This window comes from Paracoccus albicereus (assembly GCF_024359525.1).
Lineage (GTDB): Bacteria > Pseudomonadota > Alphaproteobacteria > Rhodobacterales > Rhodobacteraceae > Paracoccus > Paracoccus albicereus.
The window spans coordinates 37,353-59,204 of record NZ_JAKZEU010000008.1 but is presented as its reverse complement, the minus strand read 5'-3'; the positions used below and the strand labels follow the sequence as shown (position 1 = coordinate 59,204).

The 21,852-nt window shown below is 64.0% G+C and carries 20 protein-coding genes; 4 read left to right on the top strand and 16 right to left on the bottom strand.

What is annotated here, in order from left to right; translation table 11 throughout:
* The 3 genes from MLD63_RS17035 to MLD63_RS17025 form a co-directional block, all read right to left on the bottom strand.
* Positions 1-570 (bottom strand): tripartite tricarboxylate transporter TctB family protein, encoded by a 570-nt coding sequence (locus tag MLD63_RS17035; protein ID WP_255331109.1) that lies wholly within the window; start codon positions 568-570, stop codon positions 1-3.
* A gap of 112 nt (positions 571-682) precedes the next feature.
* Entirely contained in the window at positions 683-1,687 is a 1,005-nt protein-coding gene (locus tag MLD63_RS17030; RefSeq protein WP_255331108.1) for a Bug family tripartite tricarboxylate transporter substrate binding protein, read from the bottom strand.
* Between the two features lie 115 nt (positions 1,688-1,802).
* Positions 1,803-2,732: a LysR family transcriptional regulator gene (locus tag MLD63_RS17025; RefSeq protein ID WP_255331107.1), complete on the bottom strand. Its 930-nt coding sequence runs from the start codon at positions 2,730-2,732 to the stop codon at positions 1,803-1,805.
* A gap of 150 nt (positions 2,733-2,882) precedes the next feature.
* Here MLD63_RS17025 and MLD63_RS17020 point away from each other — a divergent pair, with 150 nt between their 5' ends.
* Positions 2,883-3,683, top strand: coding sequence for a sugar phosphate isomerase/epimerase family protein (locus MLD63_RS17020; RefSeq protein WP_255331106.1), 801 nt, complete (start codon positions 2,883-2,885; stop codon positions 3,681-3,683).
* A gap of 45 nt (positions 3,684-3,728) precedes the next feature.
* Here the strand turns inward: MLD63_RS17020 and ccoS are convergent, their stop codons facing one another.
* From ccoS to MLD63_RS16955, 13 genes are all read right to left on the bottom strand, one after another.
* Positions 3,729-3,887: a cbb3-type cytochrome oxidase assembly protein CcoS gene (ccoS, locus tag MLD63_RS17015; RefSeq protein WP_255331105.1), complete on the bottom strand. Its 159-nt coding sequence runs from the start codon at positions 3,885-3,887 to the stop codon at positions 3,729-3,731.
* Entirely contained in the window at positions 3,884-6,037 is a 2,154-nt protein-coding gene (locus MLD63_RS17010) for a heavy metal translocating P-type ATPase (protein ID WP_255331104.1), read from the bottom strand. Before MLD63_RS17010 ends, ccoS begins: the two co-directional genes overlap by 4 nt.
* Positions 6,034-6,480: a FixH family protein gene (locus tag MLD63_RS17005; RefSeq protein WP_255331103.1), complete on the bottom strand. Its 447-nt coding sequence runs from the start codon at positions 6,478-6,480 to the stop codon at positions 6,034-6,036. The genes MLD63_RS17010 and MLD63_RS17005 overlap by 4 nt, the downstream gene beginning before the upstream one ends.
* A complete protein-coding gene (ccoG, locus tag MLD63_RS17000) occupies positions 6,477-8,012 on the bottom strand; it encodes a cytochrome c oxidase accessory protein CcoG (protein WP_255331102.1) in 1,536 nt (511 codons plus the stop codon). Before ccoG ends, MLD63_RS17005 begins: the two co-directional genes overlap by 4 nt.
* A 159-nt stretch (positions 8,013-8,171) precedes the next feature.
* On the bottom strand, positions 8,172-9,158 hold the full coding sequence (ccoP, locus tag MLD63_RS16995; RefSeq protein ID WP_255331101.1) for a cytochrome-c oxidase, cbb3-type subunit III: 987 nt from the start codon (positions 9,156-9,158) through the stop codon (positions 8,172-8,174).
* Entirely contained in the window at positions 9,148-9,390 is a 243-nt protein-coding gene (locus MLD63_RS16990) for a cbb3-type cytochrome c oxidase subunit 3 (RefSeq protein WP_255331100.1), read from the bottom strand. Before MLD63_RS16990 ends, ccoP begins: the two co-directional genes overlap by 11 nt.
* A gap of 12 nt (positions 9,391-9,402) precedes the next feature.
* Positions 9,403-10,224, bottom strand: coding sequence for a cytochrome-c oxidase, cbb3-type subunit II (gene ccoO, locus MLD63_RS16985; RefSeq protein WP_255331099.1), 822 nt, complete (start codon positions 10,222-10,224; stop codon positions 9,403-9,405).
* Positions 10,225-10,228: 4 nt separating this feature from the next.
* Positions 10,229-11,836, bottom strand: a complete 1,608-nt coding sequence (gene ccoN / locus MLD63_RS16980) for a cytochrome-c oxidase, cbb3-type subunit I (RefSeq protein WP_255331098.1) — start codon at positions 11,834-11,836, stop codon at positions 10,229-10,231.
* Positions 11,837-12,030: 194 nt separating this feature from the next.
* Complete coding sequence (gene fnrL / locus MLD63_RS16975; RefSeq protein WP_255331097.1) at positions 12,031-12,768, bottom strand: transcriptional regulator FnrL; 738 nt, start codon at positions 12,766-12,768, stop codon at positions 12,031-12,033.
* A 55-nt stretch (positions 12,769-12,823) separates the two neighbouring features.
* Entirely contained in the window at positions 12,824-13,996 is a 1,173-nt protein-coding gene (locus MLD63_RS16970) for a 2-methylaconitate cis-trans isomerase PrpF family protein (protein WP_255331096.1), read from the bottom strand.
* Positions 13,993-16,674 carry an aconitate hydratase AcnA gene (gene acnA / locus MLD63_RS16965; protein ID WP_255331095.1) on the bottom strand — a complete coding sequence of 894 codons (2,682 nt, stop codon included), beginning with the start codon at positions 16,672-16,674 and terminating at the stop codon, positions 13,993-13,995. Before acnA ends, MLD63_RS16970 begins: the two co-directional genes overlap by 4 nt.
* A 115-nt stretch (positions 16,675-16,789) precedes the next feature.
* Positions 16,790-17,650 (bottom strand): isocitrate lyase/PEP mutase family protein, encoded by an 861-nt coding sequence (locus MLD63_RS16960; protein WP_255331094.1) that lies wholly within the window; start codon positions 17,648-17,650, stop codon positions 16,790-16,792.
* A gap of 2 nt (positions 17,651-17,652) precedes the next feature.
* Positions 17,653-18,375: a GntR family transcriptional regulator gene (locus MLD63_RS16955; RefSeq protein WP_255331093.1), complete on the bottom strand. Its 723-nt coding sequence runs from the start codon at positions 18,373-18,375 to the stop codon at positions 17,653-17,655.
* 201 nt (positions 18,376-18,576) lie between these two features.
* Between MLD63_RS16955 and MLD63_RS16950 the strand changes: the two genes are divergently transcribed.
* From MLD63_RS16950 to MLD63_RS16940, 3 genes are read left to right on the top strand one after another with little or no spacing between them, the layout of a single operon-like run.
* Positions 18,577-19,590, top strand: coding sequence for a tripartite tricarboxylate transporter substrate binding protein (locus MLD63_RS16950; RefSeq protein ID WP_255331092.1), 1,014 nt, complete (start codon positions 18,577-18,579; stop codon positions 19,588-19,590).
* Positions 19,591-19,644: 54 nt separating this feature from the next.
* Complete coding sequence (locus MLD63_RS16945) at positions 19,645-20,112, top strand: tripartite tricarboxylate transporter TctB family protein (protein ID WP_255331091.1); 468 nt, start codon at positions 19,645-19,647, stop codon at positions 20,110-20,112.
* Between the two features lie 7 nt (positions 20,113-20,119).
* Entirely contained in the window at positions 20,120-21,643 is a 1,524-nt protein-coding gene (locus tag MLD63_RS16940) for a tripartite tricarboxylate transporter permease (RefSeq protein ID WP_255331090.1), read from the top strand.
* Positions 21,644-21,852: the final 209 nt, after the last annotated feature.

Genomic DNA, 21,852 nt, shown 5'->3' with positions numbered 1-21,852 from the left:
CTAGTTGCCTCCGGGGATCAGGTTGCGGACCCATTGCAGCATCTCGCCCTCGGGGACGATGCCGGCGGGCATCAGCACGGTGAAAACGATACGGAAGACGAAATAGATCAGGACCAGCGCGCCCAGCGAAACCAGCAGCGTGCGCATCCAGCCCTGACGCCACAGCAGCTTGATCGCCAGGATCAGGAACAGCGCCGAGGTCGGCAGGAAACCCAGCGGTCGCAGAAGAAGCGCGTACCCCAACAGCAACAGGGCCATCACGATCAACAGGGGTGGCAGGATGTCGCGACCGAATGCCTCGCCCACGGATTGCGGCAGCCGCACGGTGCGCCAGGCGATGATCCCGCCGGTGATGACCATGATCAGCGTCGTGGCCATCGGCACGGTGCCCGGCGCCGAAAGCGCCTCGAACCCCGAGATGCCGAACGCGCTCCACACCAGGAACAGGCTGAAGGCGACCAGAAGCAGGGTGAAGGCGGCTTCGCCCGGCCGTCGCGTGTCGCGGGGATGCTCGTGCAGGTCGTCGACTTCGTCCTGCAGCGCTTCGATGTCATGATTGTCGGGGGTCATCGCACGCTCCGTCAGAGGATCATGTGAAGGGTGCCTTCGCCGCGTCTACGCGCCGTGAAGGTCGGTGGGACGGGGCGCGACCGCGCCCCGCCCGGATGTCAGCCCGTGCGGATCATTCCGCCGGCTTGGCGATTCCGAATTCTTCGGGCGACGCTTTCGTCTGGCCCGCGTCCTGCATCAGCCAGGCGGTCGTGGACTGCCAGTCCTCAAGGAAGGATTGTGCCTCTTCGCCGGTCAGGTTCAGCAGCGTGAAGCCGCGATTGTCCATCAACTCAGTGAAGTCAGGCTGCTCAGCGGCTTCGGTATAGGCGGCCGACAGTTTCTCGACCACGTCGTCCGGCGTGCCCTTCTTCACGAAGATGCCGAAGAACGGGCCCCAGGGCAGGTACTTGTTGTAACCCTCGTTGGCGGCAGTCGCGACCGGCACGTCCGGCAGCGCATCCACGGCTTCGGTCTCGAACACCAGAAGCGGCTTCATCGCACCGGCACGGATGCCTTCGATCGCGGCACCCAACACGGCGGGCATCACGTCGATCGCACCACCCTGCAGCGCGGTCAGCGCCGGACCGTCGCCGTCATAGGGGACAGAGATCACGTCCTGTTCGCCCTCGACCGCGTTGATCATCGCGGTGACGACCGACGGCAGACCGCCCGGCCCGGTCGAACCGAAGCGGACTTCGCCCGGATTTTCGGCGATATAGGCCAACATGCCGGCGTAATCATCGAAGGGCGCATCGGCACGTGCGACAAGGACCGGGGTCCCGCGCGCCAGGATATCGACGGGGGTGAAGTCGCTGTAATCCTTCTGACCCAACCCCATGACCTTGTAGAGAAGCGGGTTTTCGGCGCCCATCAGCAGCGTGTAGCCGTCAGCCTGTCCGGCCTCGACCTGGTTCAGCGCGATGGCGCCGACGCCGCCGGTCACGTTCTGCATCACGATGGTGCCGCCCAGCACCTCTTCGGCATGGGGCGTCACCGCCCGCATCACCGTGTCAGTCGAACCGCCGGCACCCCACTGGATGATCCCCTGGATTTCCTTGGTCGGATAGTCCTGCGCGAAGGTCGCTGCAGAGCTGAGGGCCAGCGCCGAGACGGCGCCAAGAATGACGTGTTTCATGGTATCCTCCCATTGGTGACGCGGTACCTCCCCTGCGTCGATGGATCGGATATTGACCCCACGACAAGATAACCGCAAATACCAAATTTGCGCCCATCGTAACACGACGTTAACTTTACGACGGATCAGCCGCCTTCGGATTGCTCCATCGACGCGCGTCACGCAATTCACGGCAGAACTGCCGGATGGCGTAATCGGCGAAGGTCGACAGGCTGCGCCCCTTCTTTCTGACGGCGTAGATCGTGATTGTTCCGTCCTCGACCAGCGGTCGGCGCACGACGCCGGGAAGATAGACCTCGGCCACCGAGAATTCGTCGATCAGGGCAACGCCCAGCCCGTGGCGGACCAGACTGACGACGGTCTGGGCGAACCGTCCCCGCATCGAATGCGTCGGATCGATCCCGGCGTCGTGAAACGGTCGTGCGATGAGGCGGCCGTAAGGATCGGTCGGGTCGATCCCGACCAGCGGTTCGCGGGCAAGGTCATGGACTGATACACGTTCAAGCTGACCCAGCGGGTGACCGTCCGGCATGATCGCCACGACCTTTCCGTGCGCGATCTCTTCGTTGTCGAGTCCCGGATTATGGACCGGAGAGCTCATGATGACGAACTCTCCGCGTTCGAGCAGAAGGTAATCGACCGTCTCCTCGATCTTGAGGATGTTGAGATCGATATAAAGGTCCGGATACCGGGCGCGGATCTGCCTGATCGCGCGCGCCGCGACGAATTGCGCGACCGAGGGCGCGGAGGCGAAGGCCAGCCGTACGTCCTGCCCCTTCTGCAACGAGGCGAGCGCGGTCTGAAGATTTTCGACGCCCTTGTAGACTTCGCGAACCTGATCGAAGACCTTTCCCGCCTCGACCGTCGGCACGAACAGTCCCGCCTTCCGCTCGAACAGCTTCAGGCCAAGGCTTTCCTCGGTATGCTTGATAAGACGGCTGATGCCCGGCGCAGAGACGCCCAGATGCTCGGCCGCGCCGGCGATCGTTCCGCGCAGCATCACGGCTCGGATAACCTCGATCTGGCGAAGCGTGATCTCGCGCAAGGCATCCTCGATTAACGCGATGTCAGGATTACGGTTACCATCGTATTTGACGTCGATCCACCATCCGGTAGCCTGACATCGCGCGATGCTGCACACACCGCTTGAGGACCTCGCCGTGATCGCGATGCCGCATTGAGGAGAGCGAGAACCTTGAGACGACTGTCGGTCGCGCATCTGACCGCCCTTCAGCTGCCGCCGCCCGCGTTGATCGAGGCTGCGGCCGCGGCGGGGTTCGACGCGGTGGGTCTCAGGCTGATCGCCGTGACGCCGACCACGCCCGGATACCCGCTGATGCACGATGCGAGGATGCTTCGCGAAACCAAGGCGACGCTCGCATCCACAGGACTGGCGGTCGACGACATCGAGTTCGTGAAGATCACCCCGGACATCGATCTGGATGCCCTGGAACCCGTGCTCGATGCGGGGGCCGAACTGTGCGCTCGCCACATCATCACTGCGCCCTATGACGACGATCTTTCGCGCCTATCCGATCGGCTTGCCGCGATACAGGCCGCTGCGCGGTCACGGGGCCTGACGGCCGTGCTGGAATTCTTTCCGTGGACCGCTGTTCCCGATCTCGCCACCTGCAGGTCCGTCGTCGAAGCCGCAGACCCGGATATCGGGATCCTTGTGGACAGCCTGCATTTCAACCGCTCAGGCTCCTCCCTGGATGATCTGGCCACGATCCCGATGACGCGCCTGCCCTTTGCGCATCTCTGCGACGCGCCGGTCGCACCGCCCTATAGCCGCGACGAGCTTCTGCGCACGGCACGTGAGGATCGGTTGTTTCCCGGCGAAGGGGACATCCCGCTGAAGGATCTGCTTGCCGCCTTGCCTGCCGACATTCCTCTGGGGCTGGAGGTGCCTGTCTCGAGGTCCCGGATGATCGCGGACCCGGTCAAGACGCTGACGCGACTGCGCGAGGCCACGCTGGCGCTGCTTAACAGGTGAGGCCGAGGCGTCGCGTAGAGATGTCCGGATCCCGAGTGACGATCTCTAATCCTTCGGCGCGGCGTCCCAGCGGTTGTCCAGGATCCGGTGTCGGTCGCCTTCGGTGTCGTCGTACTGCGATGCCCGCATCGTCCAGAAGAAAGCTGCCAGCCCAAGCAGTCCCAGACAGACCGACACCGGGATCAGGATCGCGAGGACGTTCATCGCAGTTTTCTCAGCGCGTTGAGCGACACCGTGACCGAAGACAGCGACATCGCGATCGCCGCCAGAAACGGTGTCGCGAGACCGGCCAGCGCCAGCGGAACCGCAACGACGTTGTAACCCGCGGACAGCAGGATGTTCTGACGCATCCGCCGCACACCCGCACGGCTGACCGTGACCAGATCTGCAAGACCCGCCAGAGAGCCTGACAGCACCACCACGTCAGAGGCCGCACGTGCCGCGTCGAGACCCGAACCCAGGGCAGCCGAAGCATGGGCCAGCGACAGCGCGCCGGTGTCGTTCAGCCCGTCGCCGACCATCAGCACCCGGTGTCCTGCGCGATGCTTGGCGCGGATCCACTCCGCCTTGTCGTCGGGGGTCATCGCGCATTGCACGTCATCGAGGCCAAGACTGTCCGCCACCCGGCGACACGGTGTCCTGCTGTCACCCGACAGCATGGCCACCGAAAGACCGGCCCCGCGCAGCCGCGCGATGAGCTCCCCCGCGTCGGCGCGGACGTCTTCGCCGAACGTGAACAGGATCGGCTCACCCGACCCATCATCCAGCGCGACGCCGTCGCCGGTTGTTCCGATCCACGACGGTCGTCCCAGCCTGACCGTCCGCCCCTCGACGATGGCGTCGATCCCAAGACCCGGTCGCTCCACGACCTTTTCGACCGCGCCCGGCACGATCCCGCGCGCCTTCGTCGCGGCGATCAGCGCGCGAGAATAGGGATGGGTCGATCCGGACGCGAGTGCCGCGGCCAGAGCCAGCTCCGCATCTCGCGGTGCGCCCTGCAACCGCGCCTCGCCTGTCGTCAGCGTCCCGGTCTTGTCGAAGGCCACGACGTCGATTTCGGCCAGTCGCTCAAGCGCCGTCGGGGACTTGACCAGCAGACCCTTGCGGAAAAGCCGCCCGGTCGCGACGACGGAAACGGCCGGGACGGCAAGTCCCAAGGCGCAGGGGCATGTGATGACGAGAACCGCGATCGCCACGTCGATGGCCCGCCAGGCATCGCCCGTCAGGTGCCACCAGGCGACGAAAGCGACGAGGCCGAGGATATGGACCAGCGGCGCATAGGCCCGTGCGGCCCTGTCCGCGATGCCGGTGAAGCGGGACCGCTGCATCTCTGCGGTCGCGACCAGTTCGGCCAGCCTGCTTAACGCCGTGTCCTTCCCGGCCCTCAGCACCCGGATCGTGAGCGGTCCCGACAGGTTCACCTCACCCGCCGACACGGGCGCGCCGATAGCGACGGGACAGGTCGCGGATTCACCCGTCAGCGCCGATCGGTCGACATCGCTCAGACCGTGCTCGACGGTGCCATCAGCCGGAAGACGATCACCGGGACGAACGCGGATCCTGTCTCCGGCGCGCAGATCTTCTGCCCGGACCACACGCTCACCCTCTGGCGTCAGCAGGACGGCTTGCGGAACGGTCAGGGCGGAAAGCTCGGCAGCGGCCGACCGCGCCGCGCTGCGTCCGGCATGGTCCAGAGTTCGGCCGATCAACAGGAAGAAGGTCAGCGCAAGCGAGGCGTCGAACCAGCTGTGACGATCCGCCCCCTGGACCGCGCCGATCAGCGAGACGACGGCCGAGAGAAGGATGGCAAGGCTGATCGGTACGTCCATGTTGAGACGCCCGTTCCTCAGCGCACCGAAGGCCGAGGCGAAGAAGGGCCGGCCGGAATAGGCGACGGCGGGCAGCGCGATCGCGGCCGATATCAGATGGAACATCCGCTGGGTCGTGTCCGCGGCGCCCGACCAGACAGCCACCGACAGCAGCATCACATTCATCATGGCAAAGCCGGCGATGCCGGTGCGCAGCAGAAGGCCGCGCATCTCATCGCTTTGGCCTGCAAGCATGCCTTCATCCAGAGTCTGCGCGCGATGTCCCGCCTTGGCCAAGGCGTCGATCAGCGGCGCAGGGTCGAGCCCCCATCCACTGACGACAGCCTGCTTGCGGGACAGGTTGACGCGGGCTTCCTGGACGCCGGGCATTGCCGACAGGGTCGTTTCCACAGACGCGATGCAAGCGGCGCAGCGGATATCCGGCAGATGCAGCAGGATGCGCTCGGACGCGGCCGCGCTGCCGGCGGTCGCCCTGTCGGCGGCAAAGTCGGCGGCTCCGACGCAGGCGGGGCAGAAGCCGGTCATCGGGCGATGTCCAGAAGCACCGCATGCATGAACGGCGCATGATCGTCCGAACTTCGAAGATCCAGACGCCATCGCCCCGGTTCAAGATCAATGTGTGCGTCGCCTTCGGCATCGAACATCAGCGTCGCGTCATCGCTTCGTGTGGTCGGTCGTCCGATCGTCGCGGTGAAGTGCGCCGGATCGATCCGCTTGCCATTCTGCGCCCTGACGCTGAGCCGCAGCGTCCCGGCGGCGTAGGTTACATCCGTTCTCCAGCCGAGCGCCTCTTGCGCGGCTCGGCGTGCCTGAAAGCTCTGGCTTTCGACATATGAATTGGCGACCTCCAGTCCCGGAAAGGTCCGCACGGCCTGGACGGCGAGCGTCACGTTGACCGCGATGATCAGGCCGAAGCCGGCCGCAAACATCGCCAGCACGTGTCGTCCATTAAGCGGGCTGCCGATCATGACGCGTCTCCGTTGAATGTCGTTTCGACCGATGCGGTTTCCCCGGTCGCCCTATCCGCGACGACAAGGCTGATCTGTGAGCGGTCGATGCGCGCCTCGACCGCATCGGCGGGGGCGGTGACGTAGACGCGGATCAGACGCTGGGTGTCGGCCTGAACGGAAACGGCGCCCGCTTGCTCTCCCTCGACCTCCAGCATCAGATCCTGCGATCCATCCAGGCTCAGCGCCACGTCCTGCACCGCGCCCAGCCGGTTGCGGACCCGCACGTCATAGGCATTGCGGATGCTGCCGTCGGATAGCGTGACGAAGGTCGGGTTGCGCACGGGCGAGACGGTCAGTTCCAGCATGGGTCGCATGAACAGCGCGACCAGAAGCACGATCCCGATCGCCGACCAGAGACCGAAATAGATCAGGTTGCGCGGCCGCAGGACGTGTCGCCACAGGGATTGCGGCGCGCCGCCCGCCCTTTCGCGCGGCGCGTCGGACAGCGCGAGATAGTCGATCAGACCGCGTGGGCGACCCACCTTTTCCATCACCTCGTCACAGGCGTCGATGCACAGCGCGCAGGTGATGCAGGCCAGCTGCTGACCCTCGCGGATGTCGATCCCCATCGGGCAGACATTGACGCAGGCATTGCAATCGATGCAGTCACCGGCCCCCTGATCCTGCGCGGATGGCTCGGATCGGATCACGCCCTTCATGTCGCGAAACTGCATCGGAACCAGCGGGGAGCGTCCGCCGATCTGCGGACCGGCGGCGCGCGTCATCGCCATGTCGGCGCCGTGACGCTTCAATCCCCGGGCGCGGGGTTCACCCCGCCATTCGCGGTAGGCCACCGTCAGCGTGCCATCGTCCATCATGGCGCCCTGGATGCGGGGCCACGGGCACATGTAGATGCAGACCTGCTCGCGCATGAACCCGCCGAAGACGAATGTGGTCGCGGTCAGGATCGCGATGGATGTCCACGCGACAGGTGGGGCGCGAAAGGTCAGCAGATCGCTGAGTAGGGTCGGCGCATCGGCGAAGTAGAAGACCCAGGCCCCGCCGGTGGCGAGCGAGATGGCAAGCCAGATCGCCCATTTCGTCAGCCGCAGCCGCCACTTGCGCGCAGTCCAAGGCGCCTTGTGCAGCCGAAGGCGGGCGTTCCGGTCGCCCTCGACCCAGCGTTCGACGCCAAGGAACAGGTCGGTCCAGACGGTCTGGGGACAGGCATAGCCGCACCAGACCCGTCCAAGCGCGGCGGTGAACAGGAACAGTCCCAGCCCCGCCATGATCAGCAGGCCCGCGACAAAGTAGAATTCGTGCGGCCAGATCTCGATCCAGAAGAAATAGAAGCGGCGATGCGCCAGATCGACGAGAACCGCCTGATCCGGCAAAGCCGGCCCGCGATCCCAACGCAGCCATGGCGTGACGTAGTAGATGCCCAGCGTGATCGCCATGATCTGCCACTTCAGGCGACGGAAGGCGCCTGATACGCGCCGGGGGAAGATCGGTTCGCGCGCGGCGTAGAGTGAGGTCGAATGATCGCTCATGCAGATGATATCCTGTTCGCCAGATCGCTATGCGCCCGCGTGGCGTGACCCGCGTTGACCTGAATCAAGTGCGGCGAACAAAAGGTGCGGGCGGCGACCCAGGAACCGCCGCCCGCGGTAACGCCACGCGCAATCGTTGCGAACAGGATGCGCGTGTCGCTACTCGGATCGGGATGCCGCGCCGCCGTCACCCTTTTCGGGAAATGGGACGTCAGCAGGGTTCGATGGGTCAGCCCCGGTCGCGATGGGGGCATCCGCCGCTTGCGCGTCGCCGATCTGCGTCTCGGCATCGCCCTCGCCGCCGCCAAGCTGATGGACATAGGCCGCGACGGCGCGGACCCCATATTCCCCAAGACGATCGCCCCATGCCGGCATCACGCCGTATGGTCCCTGCGAGATCAGGCTGGTGAGGATTTCGTCGTCCGGCGAATAAAGCCAGATCGCATCCGTCAGGTTCGTGGCCCCGATCTCGCGATCGCCGCGTGCATCGTCGCCGTGGCATGAAGCGCAGTTCTCGGCAAATAGCGCGCCGCCCGCACCGCCCAGGGGATCGGCCCCGTTCGGCAGCGACTGCACGTGGTCCACAAGCGTCGCGATCTGGTCGCGGTCGAGCATGTCGCCGAAGGCGGGCATCTGGCTGAAGCGCGCGTCCGGATCATCTTCGTTACGGATGCCGTGCCGGATCGTCAGGGCGATATCCTCGATACGACCGCCCCAAAGCCAGTCGTCATCCAGCAGGTTCGGATAGCCAACCGCGCCGGCCGCACCCGAGCCGTGGCATTGCGAACAATTCGTGCGGTAAAGGGCGCCACCCGCCTGAACGGCGTATCGGTGCAGTTCCTCGTTCCTTGCCAGCACACCAAGATCGGTTTCGACCAGTGCGTCGCGCAACTGGGACTGGCTCGCCGTCACGGCCTCGATCTCGGACGCAACCTCTGCCCGCTGCGACCAGCCAAGGACGCCCCCCGTGGCGCCGTTCACCAAAGGCCAGGCGGGATAGAGGATCGTGTAGATCAGCGCCCAGGCAATCGTGGCGTAGAACGTCCACAGCCACCATCGCGGCAGCGGATTGTTGTATTCCTTGATCCCGTCCCAGCTGTGACCGGTCGTCTCGACCTTGGGCTTGATCTCTTTCTTATCGGTCATCGGCCGCCCCCTTCTTGCTGCAAGCGCAGGTGGCACATTGCCTGTCGCATGCGCCTGCCAGCGCTCGTGGCGGCTCGACGCCCTCACGAAAGATCGAGCGCGCCGCGTCGTCGTGGAGCGGTCGGCTGCCCGGTCGCCAGACCCACAGGAAGGCGCCGACGAAAAAGCCCACCAGCGTCAGCAGGGCCCAGCTGTCGGCGAATTGGCGCATCAGGGTGTAGGTGTCATGCATGTCGCGTCCCCGTCATCGGCTGGCATCGGCGGTGAAGGTCGAGAAATCGACCGTCGTGCCGAGCATCTGGAGATAGGCGATCAGCGCATCCATTTCGGTCAGCTGGGGCTGCGCATCGAAATTGCGCACCTGCGCGCCGGGATAGCGTTCCAGCAATCCCTCGTAATCGCCGAACGGATCGACCTGGACGCGAAAATCCGCGGCGGCCGCCTCGATCATCTCGTCGGTGTAGGGCACGCCGACGATGGCGTGGGTCGCCAGCAGGTCATGAATATGATCAGGCGTAACCGGGGTGCGCAGCAGATAGTCGTATTTCGGCATGATGCTTTCAGGCACGACGCTTTGCGGATCGCTGAAGTGATCGACATGCCATTCGTCCGAATAGCGCCCGCCGACTCGCGCCAGATCCGGTCCGGTCCGCTTTGACCCCCACTGGAAGGGGTGGTCGTACATCGACTCGGCGGCGAGGCTGTAATGACCATAGCGTTCCACCTCATCGCGCATCGGGCGGATCATCTGGCTGTGGCAGACATAGCAACCCTCGCGAACGTAGATGTCGCGTCCGGTCAGTTCGAGCGGGCTGTAGGGCCGCACGCCCTCGACCTCTTCAATGGTGTTCTCCAGCCAGAACAGGGGTGCGATCTCGACGATGCCACCGATGGTCACGACGAGGAACGAGAACACCAGTAGCAGCGTCGCGTTACGCTCGAGGATGCCATGCCTGTCGATGAGGGCCGTGTGATGCGGCAATTCGTTTGGAACGCCGCCATCGCCGGGCTGCACGACTTGGGGGTCGTCCTGCGGATCGGGAACGCTGTCGTTGTGCTTGGTCATCGGCTTACTCCGCAGGGACTGGAACGATCACCGCGCGCGCCTGCGGACCGCGGATCGTCATCCACATGTTCCAGACCATCAGCACCGCGCCGGCGAGGTAGAAGACACCGCCCGTCGCGCGGACCAGGTACATCGGAAACTTGGCTGCGACGGTGTCGGCGAAGGAATTGACAAGGAAGCCCTGGTCATCGACCTCGCGCCACATCAGGCCTTCCATGATGCCCGACACCCACATCGACGCGGCGTAGAGCACGATACCGATCGTCGCGAGCCAGAAATGCCAGTTGATCGCCGCCGTCGAATGCATCCGCTCGCGGCCCCACAGTCTCGGTGTCAGGAAATAAAGGCAGCCGAAGGTGATCAGCCCGTTCCAGCCGAGCGCGCCGGAATGAACGTGACCGATGGTCCAGTCGGTGTAGTGGCTGAGCGAGTTGACCGCGCGGATCGACATCATCGGGCCTTCGAAGGTGCTCATCCCGTAGAAGGCGAGCGAGGCCACGAACATGCGGATGATGGGATCGGTGCGGATCTTGTCCCAGGCGCCTTCCAGCGTCATCAGCCCGTTGATCATGCCGCCCCAGGACGGCATCCACAGCATGATCGAGAACACCATGCCCAGGGTCGAGGCCCAGTCGGGCAGCGCGGTGTAGTGCAGGTGATGCGGTCCCGCCCAGATGTAGAGAAAGATCAGCGCCCAGAAATGGATGATCGAAAGCTTGTAGCTGTAGATCGGACGATCGGCCTGCTTGGGCACGAAAAAATACATCATGCCCAAGAAGCCCGCGGTCAGGAAGAAGCCGACGGCATTGTGGCCATACCACCATTGCGTCATCGCGTCCTGCACGCCCGCGAAGACCTGCACCGACTTCGAGCCGAGGATCGAGACGGGAAGCGACAGGTTGTTGACCACGTGCAGCATCGCGACGGTCACGATGAATGCGAGATAGAACCAGTTCGCGACGTAGATATGCGGCTCGCGGCGCTTGACCAGCGTGCCCAGATAGATCGCCAGATAAGCCAGCCAGACGATGGTCAGCCAGATGTCGACATACCATTCCGGCTCTGCGTATTCCTTGGACTGGGTCGCGCCCAGCAGGTAGCCGGTCGCGGCCAGCACGATGAAAAGCTGGTAGCCCCAGAACACGAACCACGCGAGGTTGCCGCCCCACAACCTTGCCGCGCAGGTGCGCTGCACCACGTAGAAAGACGTGGCGATCAACGCGTTGCCGCCGAAGGCAAAGATCACCGCGCTGGTATGAAGCGGACGCAGGCGACCGAAATTCGCGTAGCCCTCGGACCAGTCGAAATTAAGCTCGGGAAAGGCGAGCTGGAAGGCGATGAAGGTTCCGACCAGAAAGCCAGCCAGGCCCCAGAAGGCCGTCGCGATGACGCCCGCGCGGATCGGTCCGTCCATGTAGCCGGTCTGAACAGCCGGTCTCTGTTTGCCTTCGATCGCGTCCCCGAAGCGCTTGACCTCCCACAGAAGCAGAGTGGCCGCGATGGCCATCACCAGAAGCGCGTGGAACGCGAAGGCCGGATCGCGGCCCCTGTTCGCCGCAAACGCCGCGATCAGCGCGATCAGCGCCAAAGAAATCTGTCTGAATATTGCCATCAGGCCCTCGGTCGAATGCTCGCACCGCAGGACGACGGGCGCGCTTGTCGACCGTTCACTGCCATGCAGCGTCGCGGGTCGCCTTGACCTGGATCAATAGGGTGACGGCTTGATCATGTCCGGTCACTCGCAGAAGGACGAAGGAGCGCTTTTCCAGCGGGACCGATGCGCCGGCAGGATCAGACCCGGAACGCTCAGGCGGAGGGCGCGCCGTCTTCGTCCATCGCTTCCGGCATAAGGTCCACGAGGTCGGGCACGACGATTGTCCGCGCCGTCGGCGTTTTGATCAGGCCGTCCTTCCTCAGCGCCGTGAACTGCCTGCTCGTGGTCTCGATCGTCAGGCCGAGATAATCGGCGATCATTTCGCGCGACAGGGGCAGTTCCAGGCGGACCGGACCGGATCGATGCGCCGCACCCGTCTCCGTCGCTTCGCGGCGAACCAGACTGAGCAGGAAATGGATCACCCTTTCCCGCGCAGTGAGCCGCCCGAGCAGCACCTGCCAGTCCCGCGCCACGTCCAGTTCATCCAGCGTCATCGTCAGCAGGCGACGCGCGACATTGGGCGACGACCTGATGATCGCCTCGAACGCGCGGCGCTGAAAGCGGCACAAGGTCACGTCGGTCGCCGCCTCGATGTCGAAGGACAGGGTGGCACGGCCTGGACGGCCGATGAAATCGGACGGCAGCAACAGCCCGACCATCTGCCGGCGGCCATCGGCCAGCGTCTTCGAGACCGTCGCGCATCCCGAAACGACAGAGGACAGATGGTCCAGCGACTCTCCCGCTTCCGCGATGCGGCCGCCTTTCGGGACGGTCACATAGCTCTTGATGCCTTCCAGCACGGCAAGCTCGGTGTCATCGCATTCGGCACAGACCGCGCGATGGCGGATCGGGCATTCGATGCAGGACGTTCTGGCAAGCCGCAGGTTCATCCCGAATGTGTATTTCGCGCCTTGATCTGCATCAAGGCGGCAAGGCCACGCGATGTCAGTCGTTCTTCGTCGGCACCGGCACCAGAACAGACCCCTCCATCAGGCGGCGCGCTGTCCGGAACACCGTCGCGCGCTCGACCTTCCAGCCGGCGTCGGCGCGCGACACACTGGCCTTGACGGGCATCACGCCAGACGAATGGCCGATCCGCACCATTCCATCGGCATTCGCGCGAACCGTTTCGGCAACGCAACTGCCCGCGATGCCCGACGCAACCGCGGTGCACATTGCGCCAGTCAGGGTAACCGCGCGATGCGCCTGCCCCATTGAGATCATCCGGACGGCGATGTCGAAATCGGCGGCACCGATCGTCTCGCCGGCTGTGCTGACGTAATCCTGTGGCGCGGCAATCATCGCGATCTTTGGACTTCCTGCCAGCCGGGCCGCCGCATCCGTATCGGCCGCCAGCCCCATCCTGACGCTTGCCACCCTGCGGATCGCCTCCAGCCGCTGCATCAGATCACCGCGGGCTTCGATCTCATCAGGCGTCTCGTAGCCGGTCAGACCCACCGTCCTTGCCGGGATGAAGACTACGGCGTTGGTCGCGTCTACCAGCGACGCTTCGATCACACCATCGAGCGAGGCGTCCTCCAACCGGTCCAGTTCGCGTCCCGTCGGCAAAAGCCGTCCCGTCGCGGCCCCACCCGGGGAAAGAAAATCGAGCTGGATCGCCGACCCGGTGCCAGCCACGCCGGGATTGACGAAATCGCCTTCGACGAGCGGCACTCCGTCACGGACCTGAAACCGGCTTTCGATGATCTTGGAGGTGTTGGTGTTGTGGATGCGCACGACAGCTTCGCCGTCCGCTGTCTGAACCAGACCTTCCTCGACCGCGAAGGGTCCGATGGCCGATGACATGTTCCCGCAATTCGCGCTGTAGTCAGGACGATCCGTCGTCACCGGGATCTGGACGAAGGTGTAGTCGACGTCGGCATCCGGTCGGGTCGACGGTGCGATCACGCAGATCTTCGACAGCGAGGAAACGCCGCCGCCCAGCCCGTCAAGCTGACGACGCCCCGGGTCCGGGCTGCCGATCGCGCGCAGGAAGATGCGGTGACGTTCGTCCATGTCGGCCGGCAGGTCGTCAGCGTGAAAGATGATCGCATTGCTGGTGCCGCCGCGCATGAACACGGCGGGAATGCGAAGCTGTCGGGCCGATCCTGTGGTCATGCAGTCCCCATCGCGCTGCGCAGCACGTAATGCAGGCTGCCTCCGTTGCGGTAATAGTCCAGTTCCACCCCGGTATCGAGCCGGCAGATCAGTTCGATATCGGTCACGGCACCATCGGACGCCGTGATGCGGCACGGCAGGCGGCCCTTCGGCTTCAATCCGTCTGCGATGCCCTGGATGTCGAACGTCTCGGTTCCGTCAAGACCGAGGGTCTCGCGCGCCACCCCTTGTGTGAACTGCAATGGCATGACGCCAAAGCCGATCAGGTTCGAACGATGGATGCGTTCGAACCCTTCCGCGATGATCGCGCAAACGCCAAGCAGCTTCGTCCCCTTTGCCGCCCAGTCCCGCGACGAGCCGACGCCGTAATCCTTGCCGGCGATCACGACCAGCGGAACACCCGCCTTGCGACAACGTTCGGCGGCAAGATGGATGGGAATGATGTCACCGGTCTCCGGGTCCCGGGTCCAACCGCCTTCACGCCCGCCCGCCATCTCGTTGCGGATGCGGATATTGGCGAAGGCACCGCGGATCATCACGTCATGGTTGACCCGTCGCGCCGCGAAGGAATTGAACTCGGCGGGTGGCACGCCAAGTTCCTGCAGGTATTGCCCGGCCGCCGAACTTGGCGTGATGGTGCCGACGGGCGAGATATGGTCCGTCGTGATGCTGTCGCCGAACATGGCAAGGACCCGGGCGCCGCGAATGTCCTCGACGGGGCGTACGTCGGGGCCGATATCGCTGAAGAAGGGCGGCTCTTTCATGTAAAGGCTGCCGGCATCCCATTCGAAGGTTCCGGTGTCAGGGACTTCGACCGCCTTCCACCGCGCCTCGCCTTCGAAGACGTCGGCATAGCGGTCCCTGAACACCTGCGGGTCCAGCGCCCGATCGACTGCCTCGGCCAGCTCCTCTGCCGTGGGCCAGATGTCTTGCAGATAGACCGCTTGTCCGTCCGACCCGGTTCCAAGCGGTTCGCGCATGATGTCGGCGCGCATGCTGCCGGCGAGAGCGTAGGCCACGACGAGCGGCGGGGAGCAGATGAAGTTCGACCGGACATGGGGGTGGATCCGGCCCTCGAAATTGCGATTCCCGGACAGGACCGCGCTGGCCGCGACGCCGTGGTCGTCGATTGCAGCGGCGATGGCCGGATCCAGTGGACCGGAATTGCCCATACAGGTCATACAGCCGAAACCGACGAGCTGGAATCCAAGCTGATCGAGCGGATCCTGAAGGCCCATCCGGGCCAGATACTCCGCCACGACACGAGATCCAGGTGCGAGGGACGTCTTGACCCAAGGCTTCACCGACAGCCCCTTTGAGACGGCGTTTCGCGCCAACATGCCTGCCGCGAGCATGACCGAGGGGTTCGAAGTGTTGGTACAACTGGTGATGCTGGCAATCACGACATCCCCGTGGTCCAGCGTCCAGTCCTTGCCGGCGACAGGTGCCCCACCGCCTGGCAGCGGATCATAGCCTTCAGCCAATTCGCTGAACCGTCCCGAAGCATCGGCCAGGCGGATGCGATCCTGCGGCCGCCTGGGTCCGGCGATGCTGGGCTCTACCCGGTCCAGCTCCACCCGGATGGTTTCGGCATAGTCCGGCTGGGGTTCATCGGGATCGTGCCATAATCCCTGCGCCCGGCAGTAGGTTTCCACCAAGGCGAGGTGATCGCCGCCACGTGCTGTCGCGTCGAGATAGCGCAGGACCTCTTCGTCGATCGGAAAGAAGCCCATGGTCGCGCCATATTCGGGCGCCATGTTGGCCAAAGTCGCGCGATCCGACAGGGACAGTGATTTCAGTCCGTCGCCGAAGAATTCGACGAAGCTGCCGACCACGCCATGCGCGCGCAGGCGTTCGGTGATCGTGATGACAAGATCCGTCGCGGTCGTCCCGGCCGGAAGGCGTCCTTTCAGCTCGCAGCCCACGACGCGCGGGACGATCATCGTCACGGGCTGGCCCAGCAGGGCGGTGCCACCCTCGACGCCGCCGACGCCCCAGCCAAGGACACCGATCCCGTTGATCATCGGGGTGTGGCTATCGGTCCCCAGAAGGGTTTCGGGATGGGCGATCGCGGAATTGCCATCCGTCGTCGACCAGACAGCCCGTGACAGATATTCGAGGTTGACCTGATGACAGATGCCCGTGCCTGGCGGCACCACGCGGAAATTGTCAAAGGCGCCCTGCGCCCAGCGCAGAAAGCGGTAGCGTTCTTCGTTGCGCTCGAATTCCTTGTCGAGATTGGCGCTGAACGCCCCCGCCGATCCATGGGCATCGACCATGACCGAATGATCGACCACCATGTCAGCCGGAATTTTCGGGTTCACCAAGGCCGGGTCGCCCCCGTTTCGCACCGCCGCCGCCCGAAGCGCTGCAAGGTCCGCGACCAGCGGAATGCCGGCCGAATCGTTCATGAGGATCCGGGTCGGATGAAAGAAGATCTCCATCTCCTGATCGGGCTTGGCCGCGGCGCTAGCGAATTCGACAAGATGATCCTTGCTGACCGCGTCGCCATCCTCGTTCCGAAGAAGATTCTCGTAGAGGACCTTGAGGGAACGGGGCATCCGGGTGACGGGACCGGCCCCGGCCTCTTCGGCCGCATCGAGGCTGTAATAGGCGAAGGTCTGGCCGCGGACATCCATCGTCCGTTTGGTGCCAAGGCTGTCCAGGCTGCGTCCCATCGCATCTCCTCCCTGTCGTTTCGGGCGTCATGTGCGGGGGTCATGTGCGGGGGTCACCGGCACATACCCTCCGCCCTACTGCCAGCCCCTTTGGTGGAAAGCCGTTGCCTCCACTTCAGACCGCATATGCCTTGTCGCGGGCGAGCCAGTCCTTCGTGCCGATGATCTCTTCGCGATCGCTGAACGAGATCATGCTGTCCTGAAACGACGCCGAGGAACCGTCGGTCCGGATGGCGGTCAGCGTCCGTTCCATCGCGTAAAGCGCTGCACGCTGCAAATCGCTGGGGATGATGACCAGCGAGTAGCCCAGCTCTCCCAGACGCTCTGCCGGCATCAGGGGTGTCTTGCCGCCCGCGAACATGTTGATCAGCTTGGGGTAAGGCAGCATCTCGGCGATACGCTCGATCTGTTCGACGCTGGTCGGCGCCTCGACGAAGATCACGTCGGCACCGGCTGCCATATAGGCATGCGCGCGATCGATCGTGGCGTCGAACCCTTCGACGGCAAGTCCATCTGTGCGGGCGATCAGGACCAGTTCCTCGTCCGTCGCGGCATCCTTCACCGCCTTGATCTTCTGTTCCATCTCGCGCGTCGGCACGATCGACTTGTCGTCGTAGTGCCCGCAGCGCTTGGGGAACTGCTGATCCTCAAGATGGAAGCCCGCGACACCCGCCCGCTCGAAGGCGCGGACCATGTGCTGTACATTCAGCGCATTGCCGTAACCCGTGTCGGCGTCGGCAATGACGGGGATGTCGACCGCGTCGACCATCGTCGCAAGCCGGTCGGTGATCTCGGCCATGCTCATCAGGCCCAGGTCGGGGATGCCGGTGCTGCGGGCGATGGCGCCGCCGCTGGCATAGACCGCAGGAAACCCGGCGCGTTTGATCATCCGGGCGGAGATGCCGTCATAACCGCCGGGCGCCACGACGGGGCCGCCCTCGGCCATCAGCTGGCGCAGTCGCTTGGATGCAGTCATCGTCAGTCTCCTTCTGGTTTCAGGTCAGGCCAATCGGCCGTGTCCGCTTGGTCGCGCTGAGCCGCGTCCTCTGCCCATGACGGCTCGAACACGGCAAGCGCGGCGCTGATGTGCCGCCGCATCATCAGTTCGGCCATCTCGGGATCGCGGTCTTCGATCGCTGCAAGGATGCGCCAGTGTTCCTCTACCGCGCGACGCGCCCGCCCCCGCTTCGATTTGTGCTGATTGCGGAAGATCTTGAGCAGTTGGTATAGATCGTCACTCAGCAGCGAGACGAGCATCTCGTTCTTGGACCCGCGGGCGATGCGGTCGTGGAAGTCCCAGTCCTGCTGGTTCTGGCTGTAATCATCGCTTTGGCGGACATAGCGTTCGTGCGCTTCCAGCATCTCGCGAAGCTCGGCGATCTCGTCATCCGCCATGTTCTGGGCGGAAAGCCGTGCCGCCATGCCTTCCAGTGCCTCACGCACCTTGTAGATCCCATGCAGCTTTGGCCCGGTCAGACGCACCACGCGGACGCCACGTTGCGAAACACGCTCGACCAGACGACGCTCTTCCAGCCGGCGCATCGCCTCGCGCAAGGGACCACGGCTCATTCCGAAACGCTCGGCCAGCTCGACCTCGAGAATGCGGGCGCCGGGCGCTAGCTCGCCCGAAACGATGCTTTTCGCCAACGCGTCGTAGGCTTGATCCGCCAGGGTTTCGCTTTTCGTGTTGGTCGTATCCACGTTCGAAGTGACCTGAATGTCAACAATGATCCTTGTGATTTGTAGGCTTCGATCTATCGACAGGTCAATACTGCCCGCAAAAATCGGTATTTACGACAAGGATCGTTGACGGTTGACATAGCCTGCCCGCTAGCGAATGATAAAAATGTTGACATTACGTGGGGGAACGCATGTCAGCGCAGCAGAGGAGGAGGAGATTCAATGACACAAAAACATCGGCAGATTACACGCCGCGCCGCCACCGCCATGACGCTCGCGACAGCGATGGGGGTGGCCACGCCCCTGCAACTCGCAGCGCAGGAAACCGAATGGCCCGAACGTCCGATCACGTTCGTCGTGGGCTTCGGCGTCGGCGGAAGTGCGGATCGCACCGCGCGGGCGCTCGCCCAGTTCATGACCGATGAAATCGGACAACCGATTTCGGTCGTCAACCGCGAGGGCGCCGGTGGCCAATTGGCAGCGGCCTACGTTCTGGCGCAACCCGCGGACGGATACACGCTTCTTGCGACGTCGTTGTCGCCGTATCTCGCGAATTCGATCCTGAACACCGGCGCCGACTACACGCTCGATGATTTCGCGTTCATCAACGGACAATGGTCGGATCATGACCTGATCGCGGCAAGCGCCGAGTCGGGCATCTCGTCGATGGCAGAGATGATCACTGCCATCAAGGAGGCACCCGGCGAGCACAGCGTCAGCGTGGTGACGGGATCGGCAGGTGAACTTTCGACCTACATCCTTCTGGACGCAGCCGGCATTCCTGCGGACGACCTCAACATCGTGACCTATGAAAGCGGCGGCGCCGCACGATCGGCCGCAGCCGGCGGCCAGGTCGACTTCACCATCCTGGGAGCCGAGGGCAGCGATGCGATCCGCGACATGATCACCCCGCTCGCGGTCGTGGCCGAGGAGCCTCTGGAAGGCTGGGACGGCGTGCCGCTGGTCAACGAGGCACTGGCCGAAGCAGACTTGGAAATCCCGGTCGTCAGCGGCTCGATCCGCGGGCTTGCCGCATCGGCCGAGTTCAGGGAGCAGCATCCCGACCGCTGGGAAAAGCTCGTCTCAGCCTATGAGCGCACGATGCAGAACCCGGATTTCATCGCGCATCTGGAAGCCAACGAGATCGGCGCGGAATGGCTTGGGCCAGAGAAGACGACCGCACGGATCGAAAGCAATTTCGAGATCCTCGAAAAGTACGGACACCTGATGCAGTGACACGGAACGGGGGCTTCGGCCCCCGCTCTTGTCGCCAGCCCAAAGGGTAAGGGAATGATCGTCCAAAGCGCGAAACGCAGGATCGACTGGGGGCATCTCGCCCTTCTCGTCGTCCTTGCGGGTATCGTCGTCTGGTATCTCCACGACGCGTGGAGCGCCTCGGCGAGGGTTCGAAACCTGATCCTCGTCCTGCCGGCCAGTATCCTGTCCCTGGTCCTCGCTGCGGCGATTGCAATCGGCGTCCTGGTGCGGGGCGTCGACGAGGCAGAAGCGACGGAAGACAGCACAACCCGCGAGAAACTGTATCCGCTGATCCTGATGGCGATCTTCGGGCTCTACATCCTGACCCTGCCGGTGACCGGTTTCGATGTCGGCTCGGCACTCTTCGTATTGATCGCGCTGATGGTGGACGGTGAGCGGCGACCGCTGTTTCTGGCCATCTATCCAGTCGCCTTCGCCGCCGTTTGCACGATGCTGTTCCGCTGGCTGCTGCCGTATCCGATGACGACGCTGATCCTGTGAGGATGACATGATCGATCTGGGTGCGCTCGGCGATGCTTTCAGTCTGCTCTTCGGGTCATTCCAGCCCTGGATGGTGGTCGTCCCCGGCCTGATCATCGGATTGCTGTTCGGCTCTGTTCCCGGACTTCAGACCAGCATGGCGATGGCCGTGTTCCTGCCGGCGACGCTGGGCATGGATTTCCTTTCGGCGATGCTGTTTCTGACCGCGATCTTCACCGGCGGCATGTTCGGCGGCGGCGTCTCGGCAATCCTGATGAACATTCCCGGCACCTCTTCGGCGGTCGCGACAACCTTCGACGGCTTTCCGATGGCGCGGTCCGGCAAGCCGAGCGAGGCATTGGGTATCGCGCTTGGCGCGTCGACGATCGGCACAGCTTTCGGCTATATCGCGCTGTTGCTTCTGATCCAGCCGCTGACATCCGTGGTGCTGAAGCTGGGTCCGACCGAGATGTTCGTCGTCATCCTTTGGGGCCTGACGCTCATCGCGGCTCTGCGCGGCAAGTTCATGGCACGCAGCATCCTTGCCGGCACGATCGGGCTGCTGATCGGAACCATCGGGATGAGCCCGAACGGCGTCATTCGCGGCACTTTGGGCAGCCCGTTCCTGCTGGACGGCGTTCCGGTAATTCCGGCGATGATCGGCATGTTCGCCGCGTCGGAATTGTTCAGCATCGCCGGCAGCGGCTATCTGGTGGATAGCGAAGACAAGAAAAAGATAAGCCTCAAGCGTATCATGGCTGGCATCAGCGAGGCGTTGCGGATGCCGATGACGCTTTTGCGCGGAAGCATCTACGGCGTTTTGATCGGCGCCATCCCCGGGGTCGGCTCTTCGGTGGCCAATCTCGTCTCGTATGGCGACGCACGTCGTCGCGCGGGTAATCCCGACAGTTTCGGCAAGGGCGATGCGCGCGGGATCGCCGCATCGGAATCGGCCAACAGCAGTTCCGAAGGCGGCGGCATGGTTGCCCTGTTCGCCCTCGGCATCCCCGGCGGGGCCGGGACCGCTGTCCTTCTCGCCGCCTTCTCGATGCACAACATCACCGGCGGGCCGCGCTTTCTCAGCGAGCAGGCCGATGTGGTCTATGCGGTGATCCTGGCCAACATCGTGCAGGCTTTCCTTCTGCTCTTCGTCGGCATCTTCTTGATGCATTTGATGAGTTCGGTGGTGAAGGTCCCGCTGCGCATCCTGATCCCGTCGGTCCTGGTCCTGGCCACCTTCGGCGCCTTCGGGCTGACCGGAACGCTGGCCGGGCCGATCACGCTGCTTGTCTTCGCCCTGATCGGGTGGCTGCTGCGAAAATACGAGTATTCGGTCGCGGCAGCGGTCATCGGACTGCTGCTCGGACGGATGGCAGAAGGTGAACTTTTGCGCTCTTATCAGATCAGCGGGGGAAATTTCGACTATGTCTGGTCCCGGCCGATTACGCTTGGCCTTTTCCTTCTGCTAGTGCTGTCGCTGTTCCTGCCGTGGGTGGTCGAACGCCTGCGCCGCGGGTTACAGAGACGTGACGTGGCCGCGCATCACGAATAGATCGCGCGTGGCCCGGCTCTTGGACGGGGCTCGTCGATGCGGGCCCTGCTTGTGATCACGGTTGCAGGACGCTGGATGCGGAGGGTGACAATCGCACCGGCGTGACGCATCTGCAGGCGCGGCTTGCCGCGCATTCAACGATCGCCAAAGGCGAGACAACAGACGGGGACGGCACGCCTTGCCGGCTGCACATCGTCTTTTCATGGTCA

Excerpts from the sequence above, each read along its gene's own strand:
- MLD63_RS17035 (WP_255331109.1), bottom strand. The coding sequence starts at position 570 with ATGACCCCCGACAATCATGACATCGAAGCGCTGCAGGACGAAGTCGAC.
- MLD63_RS17030 (WP_255331108.1), bottom strand. The coding sequence starts at position 1,687 with ATGAAACACGTCATTCTTGGCGCCGTCTCGGCGCTGGCCCTCAGCTCT.
- ccoS (WP_255331105.1), bottom strand. The coding sequence starts at position 3,887 with ATGAACGTCCTCGCGATCCTGATCCCGGTGTCGGTCTGTCTGGGACTG.
- MLD63_RS17010 (WP_255331104.1), bottom strand. The coding sequence starts at position 6,037 with ATGACCGGCTTCTGCCCCGCCTGCGTCGGAGCCGCCGACTTTGCCGCC.
- MLD63_RS17005 (WP_255331103.1), bottom strand. The coding sequence starts at position 6,480 with ATGATCGGCAGCCCGCTTAATGGACGACACGTGCTGGCGATGTTTGCG.
- ccoG (WP_255331102.1), bottom strand. The coding sequence starts at position 8,012 with ATGAGCGATCATTCGACCTCACTCTACGCCGCGCGCGAACCGATCTTC.
- ccoP (WP_255331101.1), bottom strand. The coding sequence starts at position 9,158 with ATGACCGATAAGAAAGAGATCAAGCCCAAGGTCGAGACGACCGGTCAC.
- MLD63_RS16990 (WP_255331100.1), bottom strand. The coding sequence starts at position 9,390 with ATGCATGACACCTACACCCTGATGCGCCAATTCGCCGACAGCTGGGCC.
- ccoO (WP_255331099.1), bottom strand. The coding sequence starts at position 10,224 with ATGACCAAGCACAACGACAGCGTTCCCGATCCGCAGGACGACCCCCAA.
- ccoN (WP_255331098.1), bottom strand. The coding sequence starts at position 11,836 with ATGGCAATATTCAGACAGATTTCTTTGGCGCTGATCGCGCTGATCGCG.
- fnrL (WP_255331097.1), bottom strand. The coding sequence starts at position 12,768 with ATGAACCTGCGGCTTGCCAGAACGTCCTGCATCGAATGCCCGATCCGC.
- MLD63_RS16970 (WP_255331096.1), bottom strand. The coding sequence starts at position 13,996 with ATGACCACAGGATCGGCCCGACAGCTTCGCATTCCCGCCGTGTTCATG.
- acnA (WP_255331095.1), bottom strand. The coding sequence starts at position 16,674 with ATGGGACGCAGCCTGGACAGCCTTGGCACCAAACGGACGATGGATGTC.
- MLD63_RS16960 (WP_255331094.1), bottom strand. The coding sequence starts at position 17,650 with ATGACTGCATCCAAGCGACTGCGCCAGCTGATGGCCGAGGGCGGCCCC.
- MLD63_RS16950 (WP_255331092.1), top strand. The coding sequence starts at position 18,577 with ATGACACAAAAACATCGGCAGATTACACGCCGCGCCGCCACCGCCATG.
- MLD63_RS16945 (WP_255331091.1), top strand. The coding sequence starts at position 19,645 with ATGATCGTCCAAAGCGCGAAACGCAGGATCGACTGGGGGCATCTCGCC.
- MLD63_RS16940 (WP_255331090.1), top strand. The coding sequence starts at position 20,120 with ATGATCGATCTGGGTGCGCTCGGCGATGCTTTCAGTCTGCTCTTCGGG.